The organism is Cryobacterium sp. CG_9.6, from assembly GCF_029893365.1.
In the GTDB taxonomy this organism is placed as follows: domain Bacteria; phylum Actinomycetota; class Actinomycetes; order Actinomycetales; family Microbacteriaceae; genus Cryobacterium.
The window spans coordinates 3,120,912-3,141,745 of the sequence record NZ_JARXUZ010000001.1 but is presented as its reverse complement, the minus strand read 5'-3'; the positions used below and the strand labels follow the sequence as shown (position 1 = coordinate 3,141,745).

Sequence of the window (20,834 nt, the reverse complement as noted above, 5' to 3'; positions counted from 1 at the left end):
CGCCGCTTCTTGCTTGCTATCCAAAAGTATACACATTTGTACACATTCCAAAGCCTAATACGCGCAATCTGCTGCAAAAAATCTGGCATCGCTATTCACTAAGCTCACATTTGTAGCGGCTTGCACACACCACGAGAGGGGTCACATGGGTAGCGTTCACGCATACGAAACGCAGGCGGGGAGGCTATTCGAGGTCCGTTACCGCAAGCCCGACGGCAAGACGGCTCGCAAGGCCGGATTTAAGCTCAAACGGGACGCTCAGGCGTACATCGGCGCCATCGAGGTATCGAAGCTCCAGGGAGCGTACATCGCACCGAGTGATGGACTCTCGATCGTGAGCATCCTTGGCGAGGACTGGCTTGCCGCGCATCAGACCGCGGTTAAAGCCTCGACATACCACTCAGACGAGTCGGCTTGGCGCATACATGTGAGGCCGAAGTGGGGAGCCCGCGCCGTCGGCTCGATCCGTCACACGGAGGTGCAGGCTTGGATCTCGAAGCTGGCCGCTCAGCGGAGCCCCACCACAGTAGCCCGTGTCCGCGGCGTGCTCGCTGTCATCCTCGATGGCGCGGTGAAGGACAACCGGATAACGACCAACCCGGCACGCGAGCTCAAGCTGCCCCGTAAAACAACCGGCCGGCGCGCATACCTTTCGCACCAACAGGTTGAAAGGCTGGCCCTGGAATCGAAGTACCCAGACTTTGTTCGATTCCTGGCGTATACCGGCCTCAGGTGGGGAGAGGCTACCGGGCTCAAAGTGGCGCACGTCGACCGAGCGAGGCGGCGCCTCCGAATCGAGGAGAATGCCGTTAGCGTGAACGGTCATGTAGTCGTCGGCACCCCGAAGACTCACGAGCGGCGTTCGGTCGTCTACCCGGCGTTCCTGGATGACGCGATTGCGACCGCGAGCTCCGGCAAGAGTGCCGACGCGCTGCTCTGGGGTGACGGCGTGACTCACCTGACCCAAGGTCACGCGCACAAGGGCTGGTTTATGGGTGCCGTGATGCGTGTGCGGGCCGCCGAGGAGAAAGCCGCCGCCGAGGCCAAGCGCCTCACGCGGGAGGAGCCTCCGATCATGCCGCGGGTGACGCCGCACGACTTGCGACACACGGCGGCATCACTCGCCATCAGTGCAGGCGCAAACGTTAAGGCGGTGCAGCGGATGCTCGGCCACGCTTCCGCCGCTATGACCCTCGATCGCTACGCCGACCTGTTCGAGGATGATCTGGACGGCGTCGCTGAGGCACTCGACGCCGCGCGCCGCGAACGGCTCCAGCGGTAACGCAGCGGTAACGGAAAGTCTGCAAGCACCTGTTTTCTACTGTGCGCAAACGGGCGTTATTTCCTCGTAAACCAGTCGATTCAGGGGCTTCGGACCATGAACACTGGGTCGCAATATGGGTTCAAATCCCACCGGTACCGCCATTTTTATCCCTGATCAGAGGGACTTTTACTCAATGTTGAGTATGTTTTTGCCCACAATTCACGCACACGATGGTGATTAACGGGCAATCTTTTGACCAAGAAGACTCGATTCCGGCTGGGCCGGGCCGTCGATCTGTGGATACTTCCTATCGATTCTCTTGGCGTGCGTTTGTCCCAAACCGGTGCGAAAACCCGTGCTGAGGCCGCAGATCAGCGTTGTCGAAGGACATGTTCGGGGGCTAGACATCGGCTGCGTCGACCGCAACGGGACACGCGACCGACTTCGTGCGATTGACGCTGTCGCCTGTGTCGTGGGCTGCTGATGCGAGTGTGCAAGATGGTGCTGGCCTCGTCTGTCCATCTCGTCAAAGGAACCCCTAGTGAGATGGCGCCCCAGGGTGTTGGGCAGCAGTCTGCGCCTCAAAAATCGCGAGAGTCTTTTCACTCGCATCACGAATTCGATGAAGGGTGCCGACGATGCTGATGCTCGCGAACACGACTACGAGGATGAGGATAACGAGCAGCCAGATAGGATCCATGGCTTCATCCTTTCAGAAGCGCCGCCTGCGCCGGGAAGTGGGAGGGTCAACGCAATCGGTAGCAGACCTAATGGGAGTGTTGCTTCGATCAATAGAATCTCCCGGGGGATAAACGGTGCACTGCAGAAGCATGACTGGAGTGCTTATCGGTGACGCACGCGTATCCACCAACGACCAAGACCTCACCGCCCAAAAGAACTCTTTCAGCGCCCTCGGCGTCTCACTCCAAAAGACGTTCACCGATCAAGGCCTCACCGGAACAAACCGGGCCAGGCCAGGTCTTCGCGAAGCGTCAGCCGCATCCCGAGCCGGCGACACCTCGTTGTGACCAAACTCGACCGACTGGCACGTTCACTTCGCGATGCGAAAGACATCGTTGACGACCTCACCCAACAAGAAGTAAAACTCAGTATCGGCGGCTCCGTTCACGACCGACCCGGTCGGCAGACCCCTCTTCAACGTGCTCGCCATGGTCGCTGAATTCGAAGCCGACCTCATCCGAGCTCGCACCCGCGAAGGTATGCAAGTCACCAAAGCAGCCGGCCGGCTCCGCGGCAAACAACCCAAACTGTCTCCGGCGCAGGAGAAGCACCTGGTCGAGGTCTACAAGCGAGGCGAACACGCCACCGCGCAGATCGCGGAACTCTTCAGCGTCGCCAGATCCACTGTCTACCGGGCGCTCAAGCGTCCTGGGGACACCGCCGCTTGAACGTGCGTCGTATGGAGAAGTACGGAAAAGCCAGTGTTTATACTCGACTGCACAACCGCGAAAACACCATGGCCGCTGTGCAGACGCCTCCGAAAATGACAGATCGCCCTCGGCGCTCTTCATCCCAGCGGGTGTCCCGGGCACCGTCCTGCGGAACACCGCGGGGTGTGATCAAGGCCCGCTTTATAGGGATAGCTCTTTCAGTCCTGAAGCTCTGTGCGTCGCGGAGTGTGATCTGGGATGACTTGCAGTCTCGGGCGGTGGTCGGCTCGCGCGTGTGGGTGTCCTCTGCGAGCTTGGTGGTCCAACCAATGGCTGAGCTCTCCGGGGGTGAGCGGATGGCTGAGTAGGTATCCCTGCATGGTGTCGCAGCCTAGGAGGGTGAGGGTACGACGGGACTCTTCGTCCTCTACTCCTTCGGCCACGACGGTCAGGTCCAGGATGTGGGCGAGGTCGATCACGGCACGGATGATGGCGGTGGCGCTGGTGGAGGTGTTCATCGCGGTGACGAAGGATTTGTCGATCTTGACTTCGTTGACGGGCAGGCGTTGAAGGTAGGTCAGCGGGCTGAAGCCGGTACCGAAGTCGTCCAGCGACAAGTTCACGCCGAGGTCGCGGAGTGCTTCGAGCACGGCCAAAGCGGCGGTGAAGTCGCCCATGACGCTGCTCTCGGTGATCTCCAAGGTCAGGAGTGTGGGGTCGACGCCGGTTTCAGTTAGGAGTTGGGCGACGGTGGCGTGCATGCTGCGGTCGCGCAGGTCGCGGGTGGAGAGGTTGACAGCTATCGCAACGCCCGGGTGTTGGGGCTGCCAGTCTCGGCATCTGTAGAGCGCTTGACGCAGGATGCTCTGGGTCAGGGACGTGATGAGCCCGGTCTGCTCGGCGATGGGGATGAATTCGTCCGGGGTTAGGAGCCCTCGAGTAGGGTGTTCCCAGCGGGCCAGGGCCTCGTACCCGATGATGAAGTCGTTGGCGAGCGACATCTTCGGCTGGTAGTGCACGATGATCTGCTCGGTGTCGATGGCGCGGCGAAGCTCCGCGGCCAGGGTCAGGCGGCGTCGGTTCCCGTGCTCGTCGGTGGGGTGGTAACGCACCACGCCGAGGGCTGAGCGCTTGGCCTCGTACATCGCGATGTCGGCGTGCTGCAGCACCGTGGACGGTTCTCGTCCGTCCTGGGGAAGGAGCGTGACCCCGATCGAGACGCCGACCTCCAAGCAGGTGCCCGAGACATCGAATGGACCGGAGAGGAGGGCTCGGGCATCGTTTGCGACATCGACCGCCTGCTGCGGGGTTTCGCACCTGGGCAAGAGCACCGCAAATTCGTCTCCACCCAAGCGGGCCACAACCGCGTCCGGGGGGAGATGGTCTCGCAGTCGTCCTGCGATCTGCTGGAGCAGGATGTCCCCGATGTGGTGGCCCAGTGAGTCGTTGATGTCTTTGAACCGGTCGAGGTCGAGGAGGAACGCGGCACCCTGGCAGCGCGCCGGGACGGTGTGCGGCGCGGTGGAGGTATAGGAATCGAGGGTGTGCTGGAGCCGCAGCAGGAACAAGCTTCGGTTGGCCAGCCCGGTCAGCCCGTCGTGGCCAGCGTCATAGCGGGCCTGTTCCAGCAATCGCGCGTTGCTCCAGGTCACTTCGGCGTGTGCGGCCAGTGTTTGCAGGAGCTGCAGGTCGCTGGGGGTGAACGTCCTTGTCCGCCCCATGCGGTTGCCCACCTGAAGTATCGTGGCCGATTCGGAGTCGAGAGCCAGCGGCACCAGGACGGCGTCACGCAACCCGACCTCAGTGAGCCAGGCTCGGAGCCTGGGCTCACGGGTGTTTCGGGGAATGACCACCGGCTCGCCGGACAGTGGTGTGCTGCCGGAGTCAGAAGTGGGTGACCCGTCCCGGTCGGGCGGCCGTCGCAGATGTAAGGCAGCGGTCTCGCCTTGAAGCAGGTCACGAGCTTGGTCAAGCAGCGTTTTGACCATGTCGTCACCAGCCTTCGCGGCTGCGAGGGCCTGAGTGAAGTTGAAGAGTTTGTCGAGGTCGGCGCGCTGACGTACCAGCCGGTCGTACGCCCGGTAGGCCACGACAAGCAGCACCAGCAGTATCGCCAGCAGCAGTATCGCTGCGTCGAAGGACGAGGCCAGTAAGGCGACCAGGGCCAGGGTGGTGTTAAAGACGCCGGTGATGATGACCGCCAGCAGGGTCCGCACCAGATCGCGGTGGGAGGGCCTTCCTTGGATCAACCCGATTGCCGCGGTGACGGCAACCGACCCCAGGACGCCGATCACGGCCATAGTGGCGTAGGCGACCCCCCAGTCCCGCAAACCTAGCCCATCACCGGCTTCCAGCCAGTGAAAGATGAGCGCTGCAGTGCCCACCTCGGCGGTGAACAAGCCGAGATTAAACACTGCCTTGGACGGGGCCATGCGCCGAGCAACGAACCCCACACCCGCAGCGAGCAGGCGGAGACCGAGCAGCCAATGAGGTGGCAGCAGGAACAGGCCTAAGACCATCGGCAGCTCGCTCAACGACACCGAGTGGGCATGGTGCCGGACCTCAACGTGTATCTGAGTACTCTCCGCTACCAAAAACAACAGGAACATCATCGCCGCGGGCCCAGCCAGCGACTGGGCCGACCCATTAAAAGCCGTAGACGCAAAGGCAACCTGTATGAAACCCGTCACGCCTAACCCGCCGCCGAGCAGACACAATCTCGTCCCCGGGCGTAGTCTCAAACCTTGGCCCGGGGAGCGGTCCTCAGCCCTCACCGTGGGATGCACTCGTTCCATTCCTCGAGTGTTGGTCGCAGGCACAGGGCCGTCGTCCTAGCTGAGCGAAGACCCGCTGAGCGAAGACCCGCTGGGCGAAGACTTGCTGAGCGAAGACCCGCTGAGCGAAGACCCGCTGGGCGAAGACTTGCTGAGTGAAGACCCGCTGAGCGAAGACCCGCTGGGCGAAGACTTGCTGAGCGAAGACCCGCTGGGCGAAGACTTGCTGAGTGAAGACCCGCTGAGCGAAGACCCGCTGGGCGAAGACTTGCTGAGCGAAGACCCGCTGAGCGAAGAAGCAGCCGAGGCCGATAGTGGGCCGACTAGCACGGCCGTGGCCACGAAAGCCGAGATCGTCAGTAGGCTGGCGAACTTGCTCTTGATCATCATATTTTGTTCCCTTTTCGTCTGGCGGATTCTCTGATTATCCATAAGCTGACTTTTATCAACGGATGAGGGCGACAGAAGCCCAAATTCGCACGGACGGTTGGGAACAGATTCGAGCGAGACCGTCCCCAACTGGTCCATCTGAATCCTATCGAGTATCCAGCGACCACCTTCGTCCCAGATCGAGGATCCAGCGACCACCTTCGTCCCAGATCGAGGATCCAGCGACCACCTTCGTCCCAGATCGAGGATCCAGCGACCACTTTCGCCCCAGATCGGGGAGTCGCTCGGGACACCTAAGCGGGCAGCTCATTTGCCGCACCGAGGAGCAGGTTGACGTGTTCGATGTGATGTCCAAGAGGCAGCGCCCGCACCAGGCGCTGCGGGGACCGCGCGCAATCCCATGACTGTCAGAGATGTCCTGTTACATCACATCGAGGCTAAACCTGACCGTACAGGGCGCGCCCACATTCTGCCCACACTTCAAAAGATTCGAGGTGATTCTGGAAGCGTCACGGTGACCGAAAATCGTTGATTTTGCGGGGAAGCGGGCCTTCCTTCAGGCCATGACTGGGCGGGACTTTGGGTTCAAATCCCACCGGTACCGCCAAAAAACCCCCTACTTCTCAGTGCTTAACTGGGAAGTAGGGGGTTTCTTTTTTCGAATCGTCGTTTCGCCGCAATGGCCGGTTCAGCACCGTCACCGCCTGATTCGCCGGAACCGGCATGCTGGCACCCCTCATCACCGAGCGACTCGGCCGACGATTCCCTGACCGCCTCCTGAAACGTGGCTTTGCGGTGCTCGTGTTCGCAGTCGCGATCCGTATCGCCGTGCGGGCTTTCCTCGGTTAGCGATCCCTCACCTCTGGTTACCTGCCAGCCGCCGCGTCGACCATGCCACAACGATAAAGACCAACAGCATGGCGGCCAGGGCGAGACCGGAATAACCGGCCACGGCGAGGATCGGTCCGGCCACAGCACCGCCGAGCGCTCCGGCCGCGTTCATCGACAGGTCTGAGAAGCCCTGCAGCGCGGAGCGATCGGTAACATCGACCGCTTCCGCGACCAAGGCCGACCCCGCCACAACGGATGCCGACCAGCCGATACCGAGAAGTATCAGGCTGACCGTCATCGGGGTTTGTGAGCCGTCGCCGAGCCAATTGATCATCAACGCGGCCAACAGCAGCGCTTGCCCAACCAGGATGACCGGAATTCGGCCAATCCGGTCGGAGAGAGCACCAAAAACCGGGGACAGTGCGTACATGCCTGCGACGTGCAAGCTAATGGTCAACCCGACAATACTCAAGGAAGCGCCGTGATCGCGCAGGTGCACCGGCGCCATGGACATGAGCGCGACCATAGTGGCGTGGCTGAGCGCGATGGCGGTTACCGCGAACCGCGCCTTCGGAGTGCTGCGGAGAATGGCAAAGCCGCCACGGGCGGCGTGGCTGGTGGTCGGCCCACCGCTGCGGACAGCCAATGCGGTCAGGAGTGGGTCCGGGCGCAGTCCCCAGGAGTAGACGACTGCGGCAGCTAGCGTCGCCAGCAGGGAGAAGACGAAGGCTCCAGTCATTGGCGGAAGGCTGAGGGCCGACCCGATGACCTCGCCCGGCCCGAACAGGTTGGGGCCGAGCACAGCACCGATGGTCGTCGACCAGACAACCACCGAGAGGTCACGGCCACGAGTTTTCGGCATGGCAAGGTCGGTGGCCGCGAATCGCGCCTGCAGGTTGGTGGCCGACCCTGCGCCAAGGAGCATCAGAGCCAGCAGCAGGAGGGGAAAAATGTCGACCGCGACGGCGGTGATCGCCAAGGTCGCGCCGACACCGGCGAGCAGGGAGCCGGTAGCCAGAGACACGCGGCGACCTCGGGCTTGCGCCATTCGGGCCAAAGGTACGGCTACGACGGCGGCGCCCAGGGTGCTCATTGTCGCGGCCATGCCCGACCAGGCATTGGAACCAGAGAGTTCAGCGGCAAGCAGCGCGCCCAAGGACAGGGTGGCCCCCATGCCGATTCCCTCGAGAATCTGGCCCGCGATGAGTACCCGCACCACATGCGTTTGAAGTCGCGCGTGCACATGCACGTCACTCAGCGGAGCGTCGGCCGCCCCGTGCGGCGTCGCCGCGTCCGGGGTCACGATGAGAATGACGCGCGAAACGCGGGGCCCCGCACGGGGCGGCCGACGAGCGGTGCGAGAAGGCAGAAATCCAGGATGCCGACGGCCAGGAAAACGAGTCCGAGGGCTGCCAGCAGCGCCCACCATCCACCGAAGACGATTCCGACGATGATGAGCGCCGCACCCGCAGTGGCGCGGGCCCAGCGGCCCCGAGTTGATCCGATGAAGACGAGAACAGGCACGAGCGCTCCAATGGTGATGTGTGCGGTTGCTCCCATGATGATGCTCCTGGGGTTCAGCGGATGCGTGCGTGGCGGGTTTGCCAGAAAGAAATATACCCCATAGGGTATCAGAAGATCTCGGGCAGACAAGAAGCGTCCCGCAACGAAACAGCAAATGAGGAAAATCACATGCGTGAGCAGCACGGATCTGCCTCCCACAATGCTCCATCCAGGCCCGCCGCGTGGTGGGTCATCCTTACCGGCGTGGGCTACTATCTGAGACGTTGGCCCGCTCGCCGCTGGTGGGTCGCCGTGGCCGCCGCTCTGTTCACGGTGGTCTTTATAGCCATCCCGACCGACTTGATCGACACTCCCTTCTTCGCCCGTAACGTACCACCGACCCTATGGTCGTGGCCTGTACTCGTGCTCAGCGCGGTATTGGCGGGGCTGGTCACGGCAACGTATGTGGCGCACCCGGCGGAGGCAGCGCCGAGCCGTGCCGCCGGACGCCTGGGTATGACGGGCTGGCTGGTGACGTTCTTCGCGGTGGGGTGCCCCGTGTGCAACAAGCTCGTGCTCCTGGCGCTCGGGACCACCGGAGGTCTGCAATTCTTTGAGCCGATCCAGCCGTACCTGGCCGCCGCATCCATCGTTTTGCTCGGCTGGGCGTTGTATGCCCGCATGACACGCGAATACTCTTGTCGCCTCCCCGCTCCGGTCGACGTACCAATGGAGTCTCATGACCGTGTTCACTGACCTGGCATCTTGGCCCGCTCACCCCTGTTCCCCCGCTCACGCACGACCATCCCGAACAACGACGACCATCATTTTGCCCACATGTGAAGAATTCTTGTCCTGATTCAGTGCGGTCCAATCGGTGTCGACGCCGCCAACAAAGTTATCCATGCCCGTCGACGCAGGATTCAAAACACGTGGCCGAGATGAAAACCACCGAAACGTCGAAGTTGCTGTCATTGATCGCGCTTTTATTACTCGAGGCGGCCTAATGAGTGATGAAGCAGCGGACTCTTAATCCGCTGGTCTCGCTGGCTCAGCACCTAACAAGGCCGCGCTTTGTCGCCACCCTTAGTCGCGTTCGGCGTTTTCCGGTTTTTACGCGCAGGACGTGTTCACGACGCGAGTGCGCTTCACGCGCGTAGCTGACAATCCACGTCCCACGCTATGTAGTCACTTATATAGACCGAGGGGGGCGCCATCGCTATAACATCCATCGACATCGACCAAGATGACCTCACGCAGGCCAAACTGTTGGCCGGGACCAAGTCGAATCGCGAGACCGTCGATCTTGCCTTCCGAACCTTGATTGCCGTTCGCCGGCAGCCAGCTGCCGTCGAGCGCATCATCGGCCGTCGCTTCGAGCCCAGCCAGATAGATGCTCCAACCATCACGCCGTCCGACCGCATCGCGCAGTGACGACGTACCTGGTCGACAACAGCATCTGGCAGAAGGCCGCGGGTAGCCCCGCCATTGCGCAGCGGCTCAGGGAGATTTCGCCCAATCACCTCATCATTACCTGTCCGCCGCAGGTCTTTGAGTACTGCCATTCCGCGCGATCTCGCGAGGAATACAGCGAGCTGCGTGAGGATATGGAAGAACTCCTGGCTGCGTGGGAACATCCCTCGGCGAAGGACGCGCTCGACATTCAGCAGGCGCTCTGGGAAAAAGGTCTACTGCGCGCAGCGGGCGCCTTCGACTGTCTTATCGCCGCATACGCCGTCGCCAACGATGCTGTGGTCTTGAACTCCGACCAACACTTCGGGTTCATCGAGTATGCGACCAATGGCGCCGCTCGCTGAGGACCCGGGACCTAGACGGAGTGAGGCTCGTCACCTCCGACGCCCACATCGGTGTGAAGAAGGCCTTTGGCGCGGTTTCGAGAAGCTCCACCACTCAGCGGGACGTCATCGCTCCCGGTGTCGCGTAATTAGCGTGACGTCACGAATGGTCGATAGTTAGTGACTACCTTTCTCGCCGCTACCAGCTGTAGTAACTGTAATAGTCGTCATTAGCTCCGGAAGTGCGCCATGGCAATAGACCTGCCCAATGCGAACCTCAGATCCGCCCACGAGATCGGCCTGGACTTCGCCGGCTGGCGAAAGATCCTCGAGACACTCTCCAATGCGCTGGAGCCACTTGACACCGATCTCGGCCGAGCCCGAGCTGGCCACCTCGAGCGGCAGCGCATTCGATGACCCTTCACGACGCACTCGAGGTGCACGTCGAACTTGTCGGAGTCGGGTTGAACAACACCGACGACCACCTGCGCAACCACAGGTTCCTCCGTGTCCGTAGAGGATGGACGCTCAGCCCGGCGTTCGACGTAAACCCGAATCCGGAGCTGCGGCAGACCACGATCGCTGGTGCCGACTCACCTGCCGACGAAGCCGAGGGGCTCACGAAGTTCTCCCGCCCGCGAACAGATACGTAATCATGGGTGAGCTCGATGAGGTGCGTTTGCGGAACTAGTTCACTCGACGCACGTGCGCTTTACCGTGGCCGCTACTGTTCCCGGAGGAGTGTGAGGAATTCGTCGGCCATGGCAAGCTGCTGCTGCAGCTTGGCTCGCCGCGTGTCTGCTTCCGTGATGAAGGCGTCCAGTTCGCGGCGCACGTCCGGGTTCACGGAGTCCGCGTTGCCCGTGGCGCTGAGAGTGTCGATGACGCGCAATAGGTCGGTCATCTCCTCTAGGGGGAATCCGAGGGGCTTCATTCGTCGGATCAGCATGAGCCGGCTGAAGTCGCGCTGCGTGTAGAGACGGAACCCGCCGTCGGTGCGCCCGGAGGGCTTGAGGAGGCCGACCTCGTCGTAGTGGCGAATCGTGCGCAGTGACAGGCCGGTCATCTCGGCGAGCTCACCGATGTGCATCGTGACTGCGGGTGCTTCTGCGTCCATGTCGGTACCTCTTTCAACTTAACTCTAACGTTAGGGTAGTGTTGCAGTTCTGGCCGACAGGTTCCTGCACGCCAGAACCACTCGCCCCCATTGTCGAACACGACGGTGCTGGGCCTGCGCATCGAGGCGCCCACATACATTGCCCATCGGCCCTCTCCTGTGAGGGCCCGTCACCGGAGTTACCTATGGCTATTGCCGAAAAGTCCCCCCTTCCTCAAGTCAATCGTTACAAAGCCGACCCGTCGGTGCTGACCGCGCTCAGAACACCACGCCTCCTGACCCGCGAGGTGCTTGCCGGCCTCGTCGTGGCCATGGCCCTCATCCCCGAGGCCATCGCATTCTCGATCATCGCGGGCGTCGACCCGCGTGTTGGATTGTTCTCCTCGTTTGTGATGGCCGTCACCATCGCCTTCGTTGGCGGGCGCCCGGCCATGATCACGGCCGCCACCGGCGCCGTCGCCCTCGTCATCGCCCCGGTCGCCCGCGACTACGGCATGGAGTACTTCATCGCCACGGTCATCCTCGCCGGAGCATTCCAAATCATCCTCAGCGTCATCGGCGTCGCCAAGCTCATGCGGTTCATTCCCCGCAGCGTCATGGTCGGCTTCGTGAACGCCCTCGCGATCTTGATCTTCACATCGCAGCTGCCGCAGCTGCTCGGCGTGCCGTTCCTCGTGTACCCGCTCGTCGCCGGTGGCCTGCTGATCATGATCTTCATGCCGCGCATCACCAAGGTCGTCCCCGCGCCGCTCGTAGCGATCGTGGTCATCACCGTCGTCACCGTTCTCATGGCCATCAACGTGCCCACGATTGGCGATCAGGGCGAGCTGCCCAAATCGCTGCCCGAACTGCTCTTCCCGAGCGTGCCCCTGACCTGGGAGACGTTCACGATCATTGCGCCGTTCTCATTGGGGATGGCGATGGTCGGCATCCTGGAATCCCTCATGGCCGCCAAAATCGTCGACGAAGTCACTGACACCCATTCCAACAAGACCCGCGAGGCCTGGGGTCAGGGCGTTGCGAACATCATGAGCGGATTCTTTGGTGGCATGGGCGGCTGCGCCATGATCGGCCAGACCATGATCAACGTCAAAGCCTCTGGCGCCCGTACCCGCATCTCCACGTTCCTGGCCGGCATCTTCCTGCTCGTCTTGGTCCTTGGCCTCGGCGATGTCCTGGCCGTGGTTCCGATGGCCGCGCTCGTGTCCGTCATGATCATCGTGTCCGTGCTCACCTTCGACTGGCACAGCATCCGCTTGTCCACCCTGAAGCGGATGCCGAAGAGCGAAACCACGGTCATGGTCGCCACCGTCATCGTGATCGTCATCACCCACAACCTCGCCATCGGCGTTGTCGTCGGCGTGATCATCGCCATGGTGGCCTTCGCCCGCCGCGTCGCTCACCTCGCCAAGGTCGAACGCACCGTCAGCAGTAATGAGGGTGAGGTCCCGACGGCCTACTACACGGTCACCGGCGCACTGTTCTTCGCCTCCAGTAACGACATGATGACGCAGTTCGAATACGCCGATGATCCGGAACGAATCGTCATTGAGATGTCGGGTTCCCATATCTGGGACGCCTCCACCGTCGCTACCCTCGACGCGATCACCTACAAGTACGAACGTCACGGCAAGTACGTTGTTATTGAAGGCCTCAACGAAGCCAGCACGCTCCTGCACGCCCGCCTCGCCGGCAACCTCGGCGGCGGCCACTAATTCGAAAGACCCGAACGGCACACGCCGCGATCCCTGCGGTGTGTGTACCTACCTTCGCCGGGAGCTGCGGTGCGCTCAGGAGGTGGGCTCGAGTGACGCGATGACCCCGTGCGCCCACCCCCGCGCGCGGTCGCCGTGGTAGACAGAGGTATGGAAATCACAGACTCTGCCCGTGTACCGGCTCCCCGTAACGACCGGTTGGTGGGTGGCCGAAATGCGCTCGAACACACTCGTGAGGAATTGTGGGCGGTGTGTGAGCCGGTCAGTCCGCCGATGTTGGCGCGCGACTACGTGAACTATCTCTGTGCTCGCAATCTCGCCAACAGTGAGGTCGTTAAGAAGAACGAACCGCGGAGGGCCGCGTTCTATGCTGCCCTCACCACGTACCTGAGCGCATATTCGGCGATTGCGGATGAACTCGAACTCGCCGGCTACTCCGCGCGGGAGGTAACAAGCATCGAGAAAGAAGTTCGGTTCTTCGAGGACGTCGTTCGCGAGGTCAAGCTGGCCGCCGGCGAGCAGGGTTAACACCCTGCACCAACCAGCGTCGGCGGCTCGGCATCCGTTCGCGGGATAACCCGGGTGGCTTAGTACGTGTAGAAGCCTTCGCCCGTGGCTACGCCCAGCTTGCCCTGGTCAATGTAGTTCTCTTTGAGATACGCGGCCCACTGCTGGGACTGCGGGTCGGTTTGAGCGGCCGCGATGTTGTACGCGGTCGTGAGCCCGACCACGTCATAGATCTGAAACGGACCCGCGGGGGCACCCGTTGCTATCCGCCAGGTCTTGTCCACCGTTTCCGCGTCGGCATAGCCGCCGAGTAGCAAGCCGGCGCCAGCCGTGAGGAAGGGCACGAGCAGTGAGTTCAGCAGATAGCCGGCTTTTTCTTTCTTCAGCTCGATGGGGACGAGGCCGCTGCCCGTTGCGAATGCCACCACGGCCGCGTAGACCGTGGGATCGGTATCGACGGTTCCCATGATTTCGGCCGTGTTGTGGCGCCAGACGTGGTTGGCGTAGTGCAGTGCCAGGAAGCGGTCGGGCCGCCCGGTGAAATCTTTCAGGTCGCTCGGCAGGAGAGTGGACGAGTTCGTCGCGAAAATCGTTTTCGCCGGAGCCAATTGAGCCAGCTTCGTATACATGTCCCGCTTGATCTCGAGAGACTCGGGTACCGCTTCAATGACGAGATCGGCATCAGCAACGGCGTCGGCAAGGTTCGACGTGAGCGTGATGCGCGCGAGTGCGGCGCGTGCTTTCTCCGGTGTCGCAGCAACGACATCGTCGGCCTGATAAACGGCAGCGAGACCCGCGAATCGTTCCGTGGCCTGCTCCATGATTTCGTCGCTGATGTCGTAGGCCGTGACGTCGTAGCCGAAGTAGGCCGCCTGGAACGCGATCTGGGAACCCAGAACGCCCGTTCCGAGTACCGTCACCTTGTCGATTGCTGCCATTTTCCGCTCTCCTTCTCTAGTTGTCGATGACTGCTGGGGAGTGTTCGCGCGGCCGGGCGGTCGCGTGGGCTGTTGCCTCGGGTTGTGCCCCGTAGATGCTGAGGGTCCACACACTCACGAGTACGTCGGTCACGGAAGACGGGTTGATCGCCGGTTGTTCCTCGGCGAAGACCGCTGACAGAACGCGCTCGTTCATCAGATTGAGTGCGATGGCCAGATCGCGTGCGGGGATTCCCTCGGGGGCCGTTCCCCGGTTTCGCTCTGCCGTGATGGCTCTGGCCGTGTAATTCACCCACAGCTCCATTGACGCGGCCCACAGTGCCTGAATCTCGGCGTTGTGCAACCGTGCAGCCATCGCCGTCGCTGCGACGGCTTTGTGTCTGGTGAACACGTCCACGAAAACGCTGATGGAACGTCGCCACGGGTCGCCCGTCGCGGAGGCTGGTTCAGTGGGCAACGTTGAGAGGGCCTGCTCGACTTCGTCGATGACGCGAGTGAGAAGAGCGATCACCACCTCTTCTTTCGACGCGAAGTAGGAGTAGAAGCTGGGGCGCGAGATTCCGGCTCCCCGGGCCAGATCCTCAACGGAGATCTCGCCGAGAGAGCGCCGGCCCAGCAGGGTTTCAGCGGTGATGAGGATAGCGTCCTGGCGTTCGTCTCCCGACGGGCGCTTGCTGCCGCGTTCATGTCGTGCCATTTCTTCATCCTATGCGGTGTCGACAGGGTGTTGCATTTGTCGACACAGTGTTGATAAAGTCCCGTCATGCCCACACACGTAGACGTGCTGATTGTCGGAGCCGGCCTGAGCGGTATCGGCGCTGCGGCGCATGTGAAGCGAGACCTGCCCGGCAAGACCGTGGTGATTCTGGAGTCGCGTGCCGCAATCGGTGGGACCTGGGACCTGTTTCGTTATCCGGGGGTCAGATCCGACTCGGACATGTTCACCCTCGGGTATTCCTTTCGTCCCTGGACGGATGCACAAGCAATCGCGCCCGGCGCATCGATTCGGGAGTACATCCAGGCGACCATCGAGGATGAGCAGCTGGGCGAGCACATCCGCTTACGGCATCGTGTCATCTCGGCATCGTGGTGCAGCGAGTCCGCACGGTGGACCGTCATCGCGGTGCGCACCGGCACAGCTGAATTTCGCCCCGGACAGACGGTTCTGGAGGAGGTGGTCTTCACCTGCTCGTTCCTGTTCGTCTGTTCCGGTTATTACCGCTACGACGAGGGATTCACGCCGGTGTTCCCGGGTGCGGAGTCCTTCGAGGGCGAGCTGATACATCCGCAGCACTGGCCGGCCGACCTCGACTATGCCCGAAAGCGCGTCGTCGTGGTGGGAAGCGGTGCCACGGCGGTCACCCTTGTGCCGTCCCTGGCCGAGACGGCCGCTCATGTGACGATGCTGCAACGGTCGCCGACATACATTGCCCCGGTCGCGTCGGCAGACCGCACAGCCGACATTCTGCGCACCTATCTTCCGACGCAGGCGGCCTACGGCCTGACTCGGGCCAAAAACATCGGCTATTCACTCTTTACCTATCAGCTGAGCCGCCGACGGCCGGAGAAAATGAAGTCGCTCCTGCGGAATGCGGCGATCCGCCTGTTGCCCGAGGGCTTCGATGTGGACACTCACCTGTCCCCGAGCTACAACCCGTGGGATGAGCGCCTCTGCATGACTCCCGACGGTGATCTCTATCAGGCCATCACGCGCGGCACGGCCGACATCGTCACGGACCGCATCGAGCGGATCACGCCAGGCGGGATCGAGCTTGCCTCCGGCAGAACCCTCGATGCCGACATCATTGTCAGTGCCACGGGACTGAACGTGCTCTTCCTCGGTGACATGACCCTCACGGTGGATGGGGCGCCGATCGCACTGTCGGACACTCTCACGTACAAGGGCATGATGCTCGATGGTGTGCCGAACTTCGCCATGACTATTGGCTACACCAACGCATCCTGGACGTTGAAAGCCGACCTCGTGGCACGGTATGTGGGTCGCACGCTCAGGTATATGGACCGCCATCACTTCGACATCGTCACCCCCCAGGCAGACGAGTCGGTCAAGACGGGTGACCTGGTGTCGCTGATCGATCTGCAGTCCGGATACATCGCGAGAAGCGTCAATGCGCTGCCTCGGCAAGGCGCCAAGGCTCCCTGGCGCCTGCACCAGAACTACCTGCGGGACTTTGGGCTGCTCAGGCTCGGCCGGGTGACGAACGATGTGAGATTCGGTCGCCGGGGCACTGTGTCTCCGGGGTCGGGAATCCCGCTCAGCCTCCCGGGCACCGCGGTGATCGACATCGACGGCGCTCGCGTTCGCTACCGCGTGACCGGGCACGGCAGCCCCCTTCTGCTCCTGCACGGAATCGGACAGAGCCTTGAAGACTGGAATGAGCAGCATGACCGGCTGTCGACAATTCACACCGTGTACAGCGTTGACCTGCCCGGTTTCGCATACTCCGACCGGTTACCGGGGAAAGCCTCCCTTGCGGGGCTCGCGGGCATGCTGCCAGCATTCCTAGACCGATTCGCCCTCACCGACCCCCTCCCGGTGATCGGGAATTCCCTCGGGGGCGCCGTCGCCATGACCTTCGCGTCGGCTCACCCCGAACGCGTGTCCATGCTCGTTCTCGTGGACAGTGCAGGATTTGGACACGAGGTGACGGTGGCCCTGCGGTTGCTCGCCATCCGACCCCTCGGCGCTCTGCTGATGCGTCCCGGCCGCAAGAATTCCGCCCGAACCGTTGACGGTATCTTCTACGACAAGAAGCACGTCACCTCCGAACGGATCGACCACAGTCTGGCCCTGACGAGCCGGCCTGCTCATCGCGCAACGCTGTTGGACCTCGCGCAGGAGCTGGGCACTGCCCGAGGCATCCGCCTGCCTTGGCGCACACGGCTACTCGCCGAGGTGGCACGGCTGCCAATCCCGACGTTGATCATGTGGGGCGACCACGATCACGTGCTCCCGTTCACCCATCTGGATGCCGCGGCGCGAGCGCTCCCGCACGCCCAGACCCACACGTTCCGCGACGCAGGGCACATGCCCCAGATCGAGAACGCCGACGAATTCGCCGACGTGCTTCGCGGTTTTCTCGCCCAGCATGCGCTCGTCGCGAGCGGCGTGACCCACGACAGTGACGCATCCTAAGGAGTCAACCGGGTGAATCCGGCACTGCGGTCGAAACCCATGTTGTCGATGAGACCCGAGACTATGTCGCGGGCGTACCGTATACGCGGGCGATCTGCGCCATCGGTATCATCAGCTGCAGATCATCGAGTGGTGACGGATAGCAGTCGACGTGGTGTTCGCAGAACGACCGGGCGACCTCGTCACGAGCATGAATCAGGACTGCCATTGCTCCGACGCTTTCACTGACCTGAAGTGAGCGCCGCAGGGCATCCTCCAGAAGCCCCGCTCCCACGCCTTGCCCCGCATAACGAAGATCAACTGCAAGTCGAGCAATGAGCACGCAAGGGATTTGTCTCGGCGCCTGCTTACGGAGTTTTGACGGCGCCTCTTCGTGCGATATGGCCGCGACCGTAATGGCGTAGTAGCCGACGACCTCGCCATCAACGCATGTCACATACGTGACCGCGCTGTTAGCTTTTTGATTCTGACTGGCGTACTTCTTTAGCCAAATATCGAGTTCAGCGGCTCCCGAATGGAAGGACTCTCGGTTATCGGCCCTCTCGAGTTTCCTTGGGGCTGACGGCGGCGTGTTCACTTCGCAAACGGCGACTGTCGCTGCGAAAGGCGAACAAGCTTGCTATCTGCGGGCAGAGGCAGGCTGAGCAGTCGGTCGAATTCGTCCCATTGCTCGTTGGTTGCAACGAACCACCTTCGATCAGCGAGAATTCGCTCTGCCTCCTGGCTCGTGATCTCTAGGACGAAGTCAGTTACGGTGCGATCAGTAGCCTCGGCCGCCCGGCGGATCAGCTGTTCTTGCCGGTCCGTGAGGCGCACGTTTAGTCTTTGATTCTTGGATGCTCGAGGGGAAGTCTTGGCAGTCATGGTTGCCTCCTGTGTACGTTCATTGTGCGTACGAAACACAGATCTGTCAACTCTTGTGCCCTCCCATGAGCTGAGGTGAGCCCACACGGCTCAGGCTGGTCTCGCCTCCGCTTGACAGCGTCACCTTGTTCTGGGAGCGTGATCACACACCCTGGCTCGATGCCGGCTTCCGGCGCATTCGCGCATGGTTCGGTGGCCGCAGCGGTGGGGGACCCTAGTGAGCGAAAATTCTGAATCTGCAACGGGTCTCCGCCAGTCACTTTCCCTGTGCGTTGACGCATGGTGCCTCAGAGCATGAGCACCGCACGGCTTCCGCCGAGACGCGCCAGGCGATGGCGTGGCACCCTGGCCATGTCGCTCTTCGTGCTAGTGATATCGGGGCCAAGCATCCTTGGTGCTGTAAACAGCGCACGGTCGAGGGGGCCATTGCCGGGTCTCTTCGAGTTCGGAGCCGGCCTTGTTTTGGGCGTTGCGTTCGCCTGGGTCTTTTTCTGGGTGTCTTACCGCCCGGGTCGCCGACTCGTCCGCACTATGACGCATGCGAATCCCGACCTGACCGTCGTGCTCTTCTACTCGTCTGATGACTTCATCACGAGCGTCAAGGAACTCACGGGAATCGCTCTTGCGTCAAGCGCGCTGCCCTCCGGCGCGTTCCTTGTTTTTGTCGATGGGGGCAAGAACTTCGAACTGTGGAGGTGGCACCGACACGGACCGGAGCGCGTCGTTCGGCTCGCGTGGTCGGACGTCAGGTCTGTAGATGTCGGCCAATTCACTCACCTGGTCATGACCGATCGAGCCGTCATTTTGACCCTGAAGGTAGGTGCCAGCACAGTGCCAATCCCGATCTCACCGCAAGCGCGCGGCCGCCTGCGGCTCAGACCTCTCAACGACGAAGGCTTCACAACGGTTCTGGCTCACTGCCAAAAGCAGATGCGCGCCGCGCAAATGCTCCCGAGATCGGTGCCTATCGCCAAGCGCGAAAGCGGAAGCGGATGACGGCCGATCCGGACAAGCTGCCTCGACCGAGGGGCGCGACGCTGGGCGGCATCCTGGCACCGGTCATCAGTCATCTATTGATAGGACGTAGCCAATGCTCGTCCACGACTGCCACTCGTTGGCTACCTGCCGTGTTCTCCCGCCCGTGAACAGATACGCAATCACAGGTACGCTCGATGAAGTGCGTTTGCACAACTAATTGACGTGCCGCTCGACGGGCACTGTCCCGTCGCATTCAGCTCGACCATGAAGGAAACACCGTGTCTAATCACGCAAGAATCAAGGGCCACACCGTAACCCGCACCGTTCACATCGAGGCCTCGCGAGCGAAAGTCTGGGAGGCGCTGACCGACCCCGAGGTGATGGTGAAGTGGTTTGGAGACGGTGTGGGGTTCGCCGCGCTCGAGCCCGGTGTGACGGGCAGCATCGACTGGGATGACTACGGCAGTTTCCCGATCGAAATCACCGAGGTGGTGACCGAGGATTCGTTCGGCTTCCGCTGGTCGGGAATCCCGGCCGAACAGCTCGACGAGTACTCGACGCACGTGCGCTTCACCATCGCCGACGCTGGTACCGGGACGGATGTCACGGTGGTCGAATCGGGCTTCGACACGCTCCCCGGCGGCACCCGTTACCGTCGCGACCGTCTGGAGCAGAACCGAGAGGGCTGGGACGTCGAACTCGACGAGCTTGCGATCCTGCTTGCGGGTGTCACTCAGTAATTATGGAATGCGGGGGGAGTCGTTCGACGAGTTGGCCACAGTGTTCGACCGGTACGGCTGGTTACCGCGATGGTGGCGGCAGCCGCGATCCTGAAGTTGGCCGATGAGGCAGGCCTGTCTGCCTCCCGCGAGCAGAAGATCAGAGACGCTCATCGCTCCCGGCGGCTCACGGTGCTTCGCTCGCTGCCGATTGCTGTTTACCTCACGGCATTGCCTGACTTTGCCGATATGGCTGGTGCGCGAGTGGCCCGACGTGAACTCAGCGCTGCGCAACCAACCGGTTGACTCGCTGAACGTGTTCGAGAGATCGTGGACGTAGCGGATACCGCGGGAATTTCACGAACAGAACTGCTCCGCATTATCGAAAGGATCTGACGATGCCGGTACAGGGTGCGAAAAATCAGGGACCGGGCAACCTGTCAGCAGGCCTCCTCTCCCTCATCCCCTTCCTCGTCGTTCTCGTGTCGTGGCTGATCTGGCGCCAACAACTGCCCGACCAGCTCACCACGCAGTGGTCTGGCAGCGAGCCCACCACTGAGCAGCCAACTTTCGTCGTCGTTATCGTGTGCCTCGGCGTGACGCTCATCGCGGGTCTGATCGCGCTGATATCTGGATTTGCGCCGGTGAACGAATCGGATTCCGCTCGTCCGTTTCTCATCGGTGGCATGATTTCTGGCATCGTAACGGGGGCATGGTTCGTGCTCGCTTCTCTGGGACTTGCCGGCGAGAGCGCGATTGGACGTCCGGTGGGCTGGGGGCTTCTTGCTTTGCTCGCTGCGGGTTTTGGATTCCTCCCGTTCTTCGTCGCACACAGGGCGATCACAGACGAGAGTGCCCGTGGCATCGCGAAGTCATCAACATAGACTGAC

At 61.9% G+C, this 20,834-nt stretch carries 24 protein-coding genes and 1 pseudogene; 16 read left to right on the top strand and 9 right to left on the bottom strand.

The annotated features are described in order from the left end of the window. The first annotated feature begins 145 nt into the window (after nucleotides 1–145). A complete protein-coding gene (locus tag H4V99_RS14580) occupies nucleotides 146–1,282 on the top strand; it encodes a site-specific integrase (RefSeq protein ID WP_280679490.1) in 1,137 nt (378 codons plus the stop codon). 520 nt (nucleotides 1,283–1,802) lie between these two features. Here H4V99_RS14580 and H4V99_RS14575 read toward each other — a convergent pair. Further along, complete coding sequence (locus H4V99_RS14575; protein ID WP_280679488.1) at nucleotides 1,803–1,964, bottom strand: hypothetical protein; 162 nt, start codon at nucleotides 1,962–1,964, stop codon at nucleotides 1,803–1,805. A gap of 130 nt (nucleotides 1,965–2,094) precedes the next feature. Between H4V99_RS14575 and H4V99_RS14570 the strand changes: the two are divergent. After that, nucleotides 2,095–2,673: pseudogene (locus H4V99_RS14570) on the top strand (recombinase family protein). Between the two features lie 200 nt (nucleotides 2,674–2,873). On the opposite strand, the gene H4V99_RS14565 reads toward H4V99_RS14570, so the two are convergent. Beyond that, nucleotides 2,874–5,345 (bottom strand): sensor domain-containing phosphodiesterase, encoded by a 2,472-nt coding sequence (locus tag H4V99_RS14565; protein WP_280679486.1) that lies wholly within the window; start codon nucleotides 5,343–5,345, stop codon nucleotides 2,874–2,876. Between the two features lie 187 nt (nucleotides 5,346–5,532). Here H4V99_RS14565 and H4V99_RS14560 point away from each other — a divergent pair, with 187 nt between their 5' ends. Both H4V99_RS14560 and H4V99_RS14555 read left to right on the top strand, forming a co-directional pair. Further along, nucleotides 5,533–5,853: a hypothetical protein gene (locus H4V99_RS14560; protein WP_280679484.1), complete on the top strand. Its 321-nt coding sequence runs from the start codon at nucleotides 5,533–5,535 to the stop codon at nucleotides 5,851–5,853. A gap of 689 nt (nucleotides 5,854–6,542) precedes the next feature. Continuing rightward, nucleotides 6,543–6,668: a hypothetical protein gene (locus H4V99_RS14555; protein WP_280679482.1), complete on the top strand. Its 126-nt coding sequence runs from the start codon at nucleotides 6,543–6,545 to the stop codon at nucleotides 6,666–6,668. Nucleotides 6,669–6,675: 7 nt separating this feature from the next. On the opposite strand, the gene H4V99_RS14550 is transcribed toward H4V99_RS14555, so the two are convergent. Together H4V99_RS14550 and H4V99_RS14545 are read right to left on the bottom strand one after the other, a co-directional pair. After that, nucleotides 6,676–7,953 (bottom strand): MFS transporter, encoded by a 1,278-nt coding sequence (locus H4V99_RS14550; protein ID WP_348522370.1) that lies wholly within the window; start codon nucleotides 7,951–7,953, stop codon nucleotides 6,676–6,678. Then, nucleotides 7,950–8,210, bottom strand: coding sequence for a DUF2892 domain-containing protein (locus H4V99_RS14545; RefSeq protein ID WP_280679480.1), 261 nt, complete (start codon nucleotides 8,208–8,210; stop codon nucleotides 7,950–7,952). The genes H4V99_RS14550 and H4V99_RS14545 overlap by 4 nt, the downstream gene beginning before the upstream one ends. A 132-nt stretch (nucleotides 8,211–8,342) precedes the next feature. On the opposite strand from H4V99_RS14545, the gene H4V99_RS14540 reads away from it, so the two are divergent. The 5 genes from H4V99_RS14540 to H4V99_RS14520 all read left to right on the top strand — a co-directional run bounded on the left by H4V99_RS14540 (nucleotide 8,343) and on the right by H4V99_RS14520 (nucleotide 10,602). Next, on the top strand, nucleotides 8,343–8,909 hold the full coding sequence (locus H4V99_RS14540) for a hypothetical protein (protein WP_280679478.1): 567 nt from the start codon (nucleotides 8,343–8,345) through the stop codon (nucleotides 8,907–8,909). Nucleotides 8,910–9,368: 459 nt separating this feature from the next. Next, nucleotides 9,369–9,587, top strand: a complete 219-nt coding sequence (locus tag H4V99_RS14535) for a type II toxin-antitoxin system VapB family antitoxin (protein ID WP_348522380.1) — start codon at nucleotides 9,369–9,371, stop codon at nucleotides 9,585–9,587. Beyond that, nucleotides 9,584–9,970 carry a PIN domain-containing protein gene (locus H4V99_RS14530; protein ID WP_280679476.1) on the top strand — a complete coding sequence of 129 codons (387 nt, stop codon included), beginning with the start codon at nucleotides 9,584–9,586 and terminating at the stop codon, nucleotides 9,968–9,970. The genes H4V99_RS14535 and H4V99_RS14530 overlap by 4 nt, the downstream gene beginning before the upstream one ends. Nucleotides 9,971–10,198: 228 nt before the next feature. Further along, nucleotides 10,199–10,366: a hypothetical protein gene (locus tag H4V99_RS14525; RefSeq protein WP_280679474.1), complete on the top strand. Its 168-nt coding sequence runs from the start codon at nucleotides 10,199–10,201 to the stop codon at nucleotides 10,364–10,366. Further along, complete coding sequence (locus H4V99_RS14520) at nucleotides 10,363–10,602, top strand: HipA domain-containing protein (protein WP_280679472.1); 240 nt, start codon at nucleotides 10,363–10,365, stop codon at nucleotides 10,600–10,602. The genes H4V99_RS14525 and H4V99_RS14520 overlap by 4 nt, the downstream gene beginning before the upstream one ends. Nucleotides 10,603–10,673: 71 nt before the next feature. Here the strand turns inward: H4V99_RS14520 and H4V99_RS14515 are convergent, their stop codons facing one another. Further along, entirely contained in the window at nucleotides 10,674–11,066 is a 393-nt protein-coding gene (locus H4V99_RS14515) for a MerR family transcriptional regulator (RefSeq protein ID WP_280679470.1), read from the bottom strand. 185 nt (nucleotides 11,067–11,251) lie between these two features. Here H4V99_RS14515 and H4V99_RS14510 point away from each other — a divergent pair, with 185 nt between their 5' ends. After that, nucleotides 11,252–12,781, top strand: a complete 1,530-nt coding sequence (locus H4V99_RS14510) for a SulP family inorganic anion transporter (protein ID WP_280679468.1) — start codon at nucleotides 11,252–11,254, stop codon at nucleotides 12,779–12,781. 150 nt (nucleotides 12,782–12,931) lie between these two features. Next, on the top strand, nucleotides 12,932–13,309 hold the full coding sequence (locus H4V99_RS14505; protein ID WP_280679466.1) for a hypothetical protein: 378 nt from the start codon (nucleotides 12,932–12,934) through the stop codon (nucleotides 13,307–13,309). Between the two features lie 59 nt (nucleotides 13,310–13,368). Here the strand turns inward: H4V99_RS14505 and H4V99_RS14500 are convergent, their stop codons facing one another. Beyond that, on the bottom strand, nucleotides 13,369–14,226 hold the full coding sequence (locus H4V99_RS14500; RefSeq protein WP_280679464.1) for a 3-hydroxyacyl-CoA dehydrogenase: 858 nt from the start codon (nucleotides 14,224–14,226) through the stop codon (nucleotides 13,369–13,371). A 16-nt stretch (nucleotides 14,227–14,242) separates the two neighbouring features. Next, nucleotides 14,243–14,923, bottom strand: coding sequence for a TetR/AcrR family transcriptional regulator (locus tag H4V99_RS14495; protein WP_280679462.1), 681 nt, complete (start codon nucleotides 14,921–14,923; stop codon nucleotides 14,243–14,245). A gap of 66 nt (nucleotides 14,924–14,989) precedes the next feature. Here H4V99_RS14495 and H4V99_RS14490 point away from each other — a divergent pair, with 66 nt between their 5' ends. Continuing rightward, on the top strand, nucleotides 14,990–17,383 hold the full coding sequence (locus tag H4V99_RS14490) for an alpha/beta fold hydrolase (RefSeq protein WP_280679460.1): 2,394 nt from the start codon (nucleotides 14,990–14,992) through the stop codon (nucleotides 17,381–17,383). Between the two features lie 61 nt (nucleotides 17,384–17,444). Here the strand turns inward: H4V99_RS14490 and H4V99_RS14485 are convergent, their stop codons facing one another. Both H4V99_RS14485 and H4V99_RS14480 read right to left on the bottom strand, forming a co-directional pair. Then, the gene (locus H4V99_RS14485) at nucleotides 17,445–17,960 is read right to left on the bottom strand and encodes a GNAT family N-acetyltransferase (RefSeq protein WP_280679458.1); all 516 of its coding nucleotides are present in this window, start codon (nucleotides 17,958–17,960) and stop codon (nucleotides 17,445–17,447) included. Beyond that, on the bottom strand, nucleotides 17,957–18,247 hold the full coding sequence (locus H4V99_RS14480; RefSeq protein WP_280679456.1) for a DUF1778 domain-containing protein: 291 nt from the start codon (nucleotides 18,245–18,247) through the stop codon (nucleotides 17,957–17,959). The genes H4V99_RS14485 and H4V99_RS14480 overlap by 4 nt, the downstream gene beginning before the upstream one ends. Before the next feature lie 531 nt (nucleotides 18,248–18,778). Between H4V99_RS14480 and H4V99_RS14475 the strand changes: the two genes are divergently transcribed. The 4 genes from H4V99_RS14475 to H4V99_RS14460 all read left to right on the top strand — a co-directional run bounded on the left by H4V99_RS14475 (nucleotide 18,779) and on the right by H4V99_RS14460 (nucleotide 20,828). Beyond that, complete coding sequence (locus tag H4V99_RS14475) at nucleotides 18,779–19,243, top strand: hypothetical protein (RefSeq protein WP_280679454.1); 465 nt, start codon at nucleotides 18,779–18,781, stop codon at nucleotides 19,241–19,243. A 260-nt stretch (nucleotides 19,244–19,503) separates the two neighbouring features. Then, the gene (locus H4V99_RS14470) at nucleotides 19,504–19,965 is read left to right on the top strand and encodes an SRPBCC domain-containing protein (protein ID WP_280679452.1); all 462 of its coding nucleotides are present in this window, start codon (nucleotides 19,504–19,506) and stop codon (nucleotides 19,963–19,965) included. A gap of 69 nt (nucleotides 19,966–20,034) precedes the next feature. Further along, on the top strand, nucleotides 20,035–20,250 hold the full coding sequence (locus H4V99_RS14465; protein WP_280679449.1) for a hypothetical protein: 216 nt from the start codon (nucleotides 20,035–20,037) through the stop codon (nucleotides 20,248–20,250). Between the two features lie 92 nt (nucleotides 20,251–20,342). Continuing rightward, nucleotides 20,343–20,828, top strand: a complete 486-nt coding sequence (locus tag H4V99_RS14460) for a hypothetical protein (RefSeq protein WP_280679447.1) — start codon at nucleotides 20,343–20,345, stop codon at nucleotides 20,826–20,828. The last annotated feature ends 6 nt before the right edge of the window (nucleotides 20,829–20,834 follow it).